This is a genomic window from Pseudomonas sp. o96-267 (assembly GCF_003935465.1).
In the GTDB taxonomy this organism is placed as follows: Bacteria; Pseudomonadota; Gammaproteobacteria; order Pseudomonadales; family Pseudomonadaceae; genus Aquipseudomonas; species Aquipseudomonas sediminis.
Genome location: NZ_RHQP01000020.1, coordinates 84,316 through 91,286 on the forward strand (window position 1 = coordinate 84,316; position 6,971 = coordinate 91,286).

Annotated in this window: 9 protein-coding genes and 1 pseudogene; 5 read left to right on the forward strand and 5 right to left on the reverse strand. The window is 61.6% G+C overall.

Annotated elements, in window-relative coordinates:
• Nucleotides 1-44: 44 nt before the first annotated feature.
• From EGJ86_RS15100 to EGJ86_RS15110, 3 genes are all read right to left on the reverse strand, one after another.
• Nucleotides 45-584, reverse strand: a complete 540-nt coding sequence (locus tag EGJ86_RS15100) for a DUF1003 domain-containing protein (RefSeq protein ID WP_125835681.1) — start codon at nt 582-584, stop codon at nt 45-47.
• A gap of 59 nt (nt 585-643) precedes the next feature.
• Complete coding sequence (locus tag EGJ86_RS15105) at nt 644-2,173, reverse strand: sensor domain-containing diguanylate cyclase (protein WP_125835682.1); 1,530 nt, start codon at nt 2,171-2,173, stop codon at nt 644-646.
• A gap of 81 nt (nt 2,174-2,254) precedes the next feature.
• Nucleotides 2,255-2,536: a peptidylprolyl isomerase gene (locus EGJ86_RS15110; RefSeq protein ID WP_024309017.1), complete on the reverse strand. Its 282-nt coding sequence runs from the start codon at nt 2,534-2,536 to the stop codon at nt 2,255-2,257.
• A gap of 167 nt (nt 2,537-2,703) precedes the next feature.
• Here EGJ86_RS15110 and EGJ86_RS15115 point away from each other — a divergent pair, with 167 nt between their 5' ends.
• Together EGJ86_RS15115 and EGJ86_RS15120 are read left to right on the forward strand one after the other, a co-directional pair.
• Nucleotides 2,704-3,045: a hypothetical protein gene (locus EGJ86_RS15115; RefSeq protein WP_106735483.1), complete on the forward strand. Its 342-nt coding sequence runs from the start codon at nt 2,704-2,706 to the stop codon at nt 3,043-3,045.
• A 135-nt stretch (nt 3,046-3,180) separates the two neighbouring features.
• On the forward strand, nt 3,181-3,630 hold the full coding sequence (locus EGJ86_RS15120) for a hypothetical protein (RefSeq protein WP_125835683.1): 450 nt from the start codon (nt 3,181-3,183) through the stop codon (nt 3,628-3,630).
• Nucleotides 3,631-3,641: 11 nt separating this feature from the next.
• Here the strand turns inward: EGJ86_RS15120 and EGJ86_RS15125 are convergent, their stop codons facing one another.
• Complete coding sequence (locus tag EGJ86_RS15125) at nt 3,642-4,682, reverse strand: GGDEF domain-containing protein (RefSeq protein WP_125835684.1); 1,041 nt, start codon at nt 4,680-4,682, stop codon at nt 3,642-3,644.
• 185 nt (nt 4,683-4,867) lie between these two features.
• Here EGJ86_RS15125 and EGJ86_RS15130 point away from each other — a divergent pair, with 185 nt between their 5' ends.
• Nucleotides 4,868-5,728 (forward strand): CAP domain-containing protein, encoded by an 861-nt coding sequence (locus EGJ86_RS15130; protein ID WP_125835685.1) that lies wholly within the window; start codon nt 4,868-4,870, stop codon nt 5,726-5,728.
• 13 nt (nt 5,729-5,741) lie between these two features.
• Here EGJ86_RS15130 and EGJ86_RS15135 read toward each other — a convergent pair whose 3' ends face one another.
• Nucleotides 5,742-6,329: an NAD(P)H-dependent oxidoreductase gene (locus EGJ86_RS15135; RefSeq protein WP_125835686.1), complete on the reverse strand. Its 588-nt coding sequence runs from the start codon at nt 6,327-6,329 to the stop codon at nt 5,742-5,744.
• Nucleotides 6,330-6,481: 152 nt separating this feature from the next.
• Between EGJ86_RS15135 and EGJ86_RS15140 the strand changes: the two genes are divergently transcribed.
• Nucleotides 6,482-6,790: a putative quinol monooxygenase gene (locus EGJ86_RS15140; protein WP_125835687.1), complete on the forward strand. Its 309-nt coding sequence runs from the start codon at nt 6,482-6,484 to the stop codon at nt 6,788-6,790.
• A 99-nt stretch (nt 6,791-6,889) separates the two neighbouring features.
• Nucleotides 6,890-6,961: pseudogene (locus tag EGJ86_RS25355) on the forward strand (hypothetical protein); the annotation flags it as partial.
• Nucleotides 6,962-6,971: the final 10 nt, after the last annotated feature.

Below are 6,971 nucleotides of genomic sequence, written 5' to 3' on the forward strand. Positions count from 1 at the left end.
GTGCGCACGGCGCGCCCTACGGTGCAAACGCGGCCCGCGTCGGCTCAGTCTTGCGGGCGTTTTTCCGGCAGGCGCTCGAGAATCTGGTCCAGACGCTGCTGGATGCGTTGGTCGATCTTCTCGTGCAGGCGCATGATTTCCAACTCGGCGCGCAGGTTCACTTCGAAGTCCAGGCTCGCGGCCAGGCGATCCTTCGCCGCCTGGCGGTTCTGGCTCATCATGATGATCGGCGCCTGGATCGCCGCCAGGGTCGACAGCATCAGGTTGAGGAAAATGTAAGGGTAGGGGTCGAAGGCCATGCCAAAGTGCGACAGCACGTCGGTGTTGAGCAGCATCCAGCCGAGCATGGTCAGCGAAAAACAGATGATGAAGGTCCATGAGCCGCCGACCGATGCGACCCGATCGGAAAGCCTCTCGCCGAAAGATGATTGTTCATCCGACGCGTCGGCAGCATCGCGGCTGATGGGGCGACGCTGGCGAATCTGTTCGAGCACATGGCTTTCTTCCGGCTCGAGTTCGTGGATCGCTTTGCCAAGCAGATTCTGGGCGAGTTTTTGCAGCGGGTGCGAGGTGTCGTTGCTCATCGTGACTGCTCATTTATGGCTGACAGTAGCAGGGATGCTGAATCGCTCCGGCCGACTTGTCACCTGTCCGCTGCATCCTGGCGTGCTGCACTTTCCAGGCGGTTGCGACCATTGGCCTTGGCCCGATACAGCGCCTGGTCCGCTGCGTCGATCAGGCTCAGGGCGCTTGTGGCGCTGTCCTGGTGGCCGGGGCTCAGGCTGGCCAGGCCGATGCTCACCGTAATTCTCTGGAATGGACTGTTCTCATGCGGCAGTGCGCTGTGCTGCAGGTTTGCCATGAACGCGAGAGCGATGGTTTCGGCGCCCTCGCTACTGGTGTTCGGCAGAATCACGGCCAGCTCTTCGCCGCCGTAGCGTGCCGCCAGGTCGCCGGGGCGACGCATGCAGCGCTGGAGCAGGTCGGCGACGCTGCGCAGGCATTCATCACCCGCCAGGTGGCCGTAGTGATCGTTGTAGCGCTTGAACATGTCGATATCGAGCAGCATCAGGGTAAGGTCTGAACCCTGGCGCTGTGCACGGCGAATTTCCACTTCCAGCGCCTGGTCGAAGCTGCGACGGTTGGCCAGGCCCGTCAGGGCGTCCTGCGAAGCCAGTATTTCCAGGCGGGCATTGGCGTCGAGCAGTTCTTCCCGGGCGCTGAGCAGTTGGCGCTCGGCGCGCGAGCGACGGTGCATGTCGACAAGTAGCCGCTGGCCGATGATGGCGACGGCGAGCAGCAGAATCAGAACCACCGTGGCGAACAGTCGTGCATCACGGCGCCAGGCCGTTAGCGCCTCATCGCGGCCCAGCGCGACCACGGTGATCAGGGGGAGGTTGCTGTTATGACGGAACGCGCACAGGCGCTCGATGCCATCGATGCGGGAGACCTGTGTGGTCGTGGCCTGTTGCTGTGCGCGTAATGTCTGAAAGATCGGCGAGCTCGACCAATCCAGGCCCACATCCTGTTCACGGAAAGGTTGGCGAACCAGCAGGGTGCCATCGCTGGTTGAGAGGCTCATCGTGCCTTGCTGGCCCAGATCGAGGCTGCCGAACAGGTGGAGGAAATGCTCCACGCTCAACGTGATGGCCACCACGCCGGAGAAATTGCCGTCGGTATCGTTCAGGCGCCGGCTGACGGTGAATATCCACCCGTGCGCCAGGCGGCTCTTGATGGTCGGGCCGATGAACGTCTCGGGCGAGGGATTGTCGCGATGATGGATGAAGAACGCACGATCGGCGGCGTTCGGGCGCGCATTGATATCGCCCCGCGATACCAGCAGGCGGTCACCCTTGGCGTTGTAGATGATGATAGTGCTGGCCAGCTTGAACACCCGGCTCTGTTCCTGCACGACCTGCTGCAGGCGATCAAGATGTGCCCGACCCTTGCCTTCCTGCTCCAGGCGTTCTGCCAGCTCCACCAATATCAGCTCGGATTGGCGAATCACCCCTTCGCTGTAATTGTCCAGGGCACGCGCCAGGTTGAGATTGGCCACGTTCAGCTCATGCAGGGCACGCTCGCGGGAAAACCAGATCTGCCAGGCCGTCAGCAATGCCAGCGACAGGCATATGAACACCAGCAGGATGAAGGTGAGGCGGGTACCGCGTTTCATAAAGCCAGAGCCCTGCCGTGGGACTGAACAGCGTGGGCAACGGAAAAACCACCGGCGGGTGGCTTTTCCATTGCGAGAGAATCAGTCCTGACGGCTGGTGACTTCCAGCAGGTGATAACCGAACTGAGTCTTGACCGGGCCTTGCACCACGCCGACCGGTGCGCTGAACACCACGGTGTCGAATTCCTTGACCATCTGGCCCGGGCCGAAGGAACCCAGATCACCGCCGCTACGGCCGGACGGGCAGGAGGAGTTGTCGCGGGCCAGTTGGGCGAAATCGGCACCGCCCTCGATGGCGGCTTTCAGTTCGTTGCACTTGTCTTCGCTGGCAACCAGGATGTGGCGGGCAGTGGCGCGGGCCATGGGAGTACCTCCTATCAATGAAGGTGCAGAGCCTAGCGCAATCGCCTCGACAAGCAAACGGTCGGCCGTTCGTCCATCTGTCAGGAGCCGTTTCGGCGTCTGGCTTGTCCCATCTTCTGTAAGTGGGCATTTGCCCTGAACTCAGGCTTCACTGAGGAGACTTGCGGATGAACACCCTGAGCATCGACGGTTGGCGCAAGGCCGACAATGACAGCAAATCCATCCCTATCGGCACTCTGCAGTTCTATGTCAGCGAGGCGGAGCACTTGCGCCTGGAGCAGGCTGAGGAGCAATTGCAGCGCAGCGGCGTCCGGGACGCGATGATCGACGCAGACATGCAGACGTTGGAGCTGGTCATGCCGGAGGGCTTCGGCCCACTGAGTGAATGCAAATGGCGCGTCTACATTGGCGGCGAAGAGGGGCGTGGCCAGTTTCATCTGGTCGGCTACAGCGCCGAAGATGGCTGCCTGATCTACAGCAACGCGGTAATGGTCGATCTATTGGGTTGACCGCTATTGGCAAACCCTTGCCTCGGGGTGGCAAGTCCATGCCGCGACGTCGTATGAAAGCCGCGTATTTACTGGTCTGCAGCGGCTGGCCCGGAATCTGCTATGCATCAGGCGAACGGATTTCGCGGAGGCCTCATGACCAGTATCAACAACAGCACGCCTGCCATGCTCAGCTACTACGGTAGCCAGCTCAACAATCGCTCGACTGCGACCAGCGGCGAAGCCAACGGTCAGGCCAGTCAGGATCCAGTTGCCGACTTGCGGCGTTTTGCCAAACAGGTGGTGGCGCGCAGTGAGGGTGGACTACTACGCGCGATGAATGGTGGCGCGGCGCAGCCCAGCAATACCGTGCAGCGCAGTGGCGACAGTCAGCCGACTAGGCCTTCGGTGATTCAATTGCCGGATGTGACGCAGCTCGATCGCGACGATGCCGCCAAGCTGCTGGCGCAGGTGCAGAAGATGGTGGATGCCGGCATGGATGGCAGCGTGCGCATCGCCGGTTACAACGGCGACCAGCAGACCGACTCGCTGGAAACCTACCGCCAGTGGCTGCAGGAAAAGGGCGGAGTCAGCATCTACGTCTGATCCGCAGCCGTTCAGCCCAGAATGGGTTCTACGTCCTCTCGGGTGATCACCCGGTTACGCCCGGCGCGCTTGGCCGCGTAGGTGCGCCTGTCTGCCGCCAGCATCAGCTCGTCCAGTGATTGCCCATCTACCCCGAAACAGGCCACGCCAGCGCTCAACGTCATGTGCAGCGTGGTTTCATCCACAGTCAGCGATTGCGCAACCAGGCGTTCGCGCAGGTTTTCGGCGATTTCCCGAGCTTGCGCTGCTTTGCTGCCTGGCAGCAGCACCGCAAATTCCTCACCGCCCAGGCGGCAGAACAGATCATTGACCCGTAAACGCTGCGCCAGCACCTTGGCGAAGTGAACCAGGGCACGGTCACCGACCTCGTGGCCAAAGCGGTCGTTGATCTGCTTGAAGTGGTCGATATCGACGAATACCAGCGAAAGCGGCGTGCCGTTGCGCAACGCATGGGCACGCTCACGCTCGAATACCTCGGCCAGCTTCAGGCGGTTTGGCAGGCCGGTCAGAGAATCGGTGGTCGCCTGCTCGGTCAGGCGCTGCTCATTGAGCAGGCGGCTGCGCTCGTAGATGTGCGCGAAAATCATCACCGCCAGACTGGCAAGGCCGAGATTGGCGATGATCTCGACGTTTTGCAGCAATTCATCGGACGAAAACCGCTGACTGAAGACGAACAGGCCGACACCGACGAACACGATCGAGCCGTACATCCCCAGGCGCAACCCCAGTAATAGATAGCAGATGATCGGAATTGTCTGGATCCAGGCGAACACCGCGAAGGTAGTGGTGGTCTGAGCCAGCGCCACAATCATGATGCTGAAGAACGGCAGCAGGTAAATTGCGGTCAATAGCTGCAGGTTGCGTGTTTTATCGATGATGGTCAGCAGATACAGCGACACCGCGGCATAGCCGATCTCCAGGCCGGCCAGCAGCCAGTTGTCGTGCAACAGATTGACGACCGAGAAGAACAAACCGCCGCTCAAGGTGATCCATAGCAAGGCTTTGAGGACCAGGCGGCGATGTTGTTCGTTCTTGGCGAAGTAACCGGGCATTAGTGTTCTCAGGCGGGAGAGGCGAGTGCATAAGTTGTGTGATGACGATAGATGGCGTCATGCAGGAAGCCTGCCGTTCGGCCGCGATGCCAATGTACGCGGGCGTTCGATGGGATCAGGAAACCGGCCAAGACCCTGCGCCGGGAATTGCGTCAGAATCACGACGTTAGTTGGGAGAAGGCTGTATGACAACAACAATGAGCAAATGGGGAAGGCAGGGCTGCCTGCTGGCGCTGCTGTTGATGGGGATTGCGGGCACGGTTCAGGCGGCTGAGGACCTTGAGCTGATCGAGACGATCAACACCTATCGCAGCGAGGTGCAACGCTGCGGCGTGCAGGCCTCCGAGCCATTACCGCCGTTGACCAACGATCCACGCCTGATCCTGCCTGCCAACGGCACTGCGGACCTGCAGGATGCGCTGAGCGCGGCCGGCTACCCACTGGTCAACGTACAGGCCATCACCCTCTCCGGCCCGCGCAATGCGCAGGCTGCCATGCAGGCATTGAGCGAGAGCTTCTGCCGCGTGATGCTCGACCCTCAGTTCATCGATATCGGCGTCAGTCAGCAGGATCGTGACTGGCGCATCGTGCTGGCCCGGCCGCTGCTCAGTGGGCGGCTGCAAACCTGGCAGACCGAGGGGGAAAGTCTGCTCCTGCTGATCAACTCCGCCCGCGCCGAGGCGCGCCAGTGCGGCGACCAGGCCTTTGCCGCTACTACGCCGCTGGTATGGAGCGCCGAACTGGGTAGCGCCGCCGAGAGCCATAGCCGGGCTATGGCTAATGGCAATTTCTTCGCTCATCAGGGGCGCGACGGCCTTACGCCGGGTGACCGCGCTGAGCTGGCGGGTTACAGCGGTACCAAGGTCGGCGAGAACATCGCCGCAGCGCTGGATACCACCGCCAAGGTGGTCGAGGGCTGGCTCGCCAGCTCCGGGCATTGCGCCAACATAATGAACCCGGAGTTCAGCGAGCTAGGCGCAGCCTACGCCAACGACCCGCAGAGCGATGCCGGCATCTACTGGACGGCGCTGTTCGGCGGGCAATGAGCGAACGCCTGCGTCAGGCGATGCCGAACACCTGGGCGAGGTGCTGCTCGTAGCGCGCCACGTCCTGCTCGATGCTCGGCACTTTCATCACGTCATTGCAGATGAAGGTGGGCAGGCCAGTCATGCCGAGGAATTCGTTGGCCTTGTGGAAGGGGAAGTACACCGCGTCCACGCCTTTGCCTTCGAAGAAATCGGTCGGGTCCTCGAAGGCCTGCACTGGGGCGTTCCAGGTCAGCGATAGCATGTACTGCTTGCCCTGGATGAGCCCGCCGCTGCCGTACTTCTGCGAGGCGTCGGAGCGGGTACGGCCGTCGCTGGCATAGAGGCTGCCGTGACCGGCGGTGAATACCTCGTCGAGGTACTTCTTCACTGTCCAGGGCGCGCCCATCCACCAGCCGGGCATCTGGTAGATCACCACATCGGCCCAGAGGAATTTCTGCACTTCTTCTTCGACGTCGTAGCCGCCGTCGATAAAGGTGGTCTTGACGTCGAAACCGGCGCGGTCGAGGAAGGCCACTGCTGCGTCATGCAGAGTAGTGTTGTACTGGCCGTGGGAATGGGCGAACGCTTTGCCGCCGTTGAGCAGGAGGATCTTTTTCATGGGGGTTCTCCAAAAATGTGGCGGCAGGTTAGCTGGCCCTGCGCGTGCGAAACACCCCGAAACGGTCAAATTATTGTTGACTGAAAATCATGAAAGGCTCGCTGAATGCTGCGTTAAGGTGAGGCATCTCCCCAATCGAGGCGCCTGCATACATGTACGGTTTTATCCTTCACGCGCACACCCAACCCGAACAGGCCGAGGCCTTCGAGCAACTGTTTCGCGCCTATGTCGAACCCAGTCGCGCCGAGCCTGGCTGCATCGAATACCACATGCTGCGCGATGCGCATGACCCGACCCTGTTCATCTTCTACGAGGTGTGGGCATCGCGGGAGGCGCTGGCCGAGCACACGGCGTTGCCACACATGCGCGCGTTTCACGACAAGCGCATGGAATACCTGAGGCGTGATTTCGACATTCGCGAGATCGAGATGCTCAGCCCGGCGAGTGCCGCGCGGGCCTAGTTCGCGATCCGTAGGAGCCAGCTTGCTGGCGATTGTTGTGGGGGGGGGGGGGGGGGGGGGGCGCCCCCCCCCCCCGGGGGGGGGGGGGGGGGGGGGCCGGGGGAGTTGGAGGGGCGGCCGGAGAACATCACGTTTTCGATGCCGAAGGAGTTACGGGTCAAGGCTCTATGAAGGAAGCCCC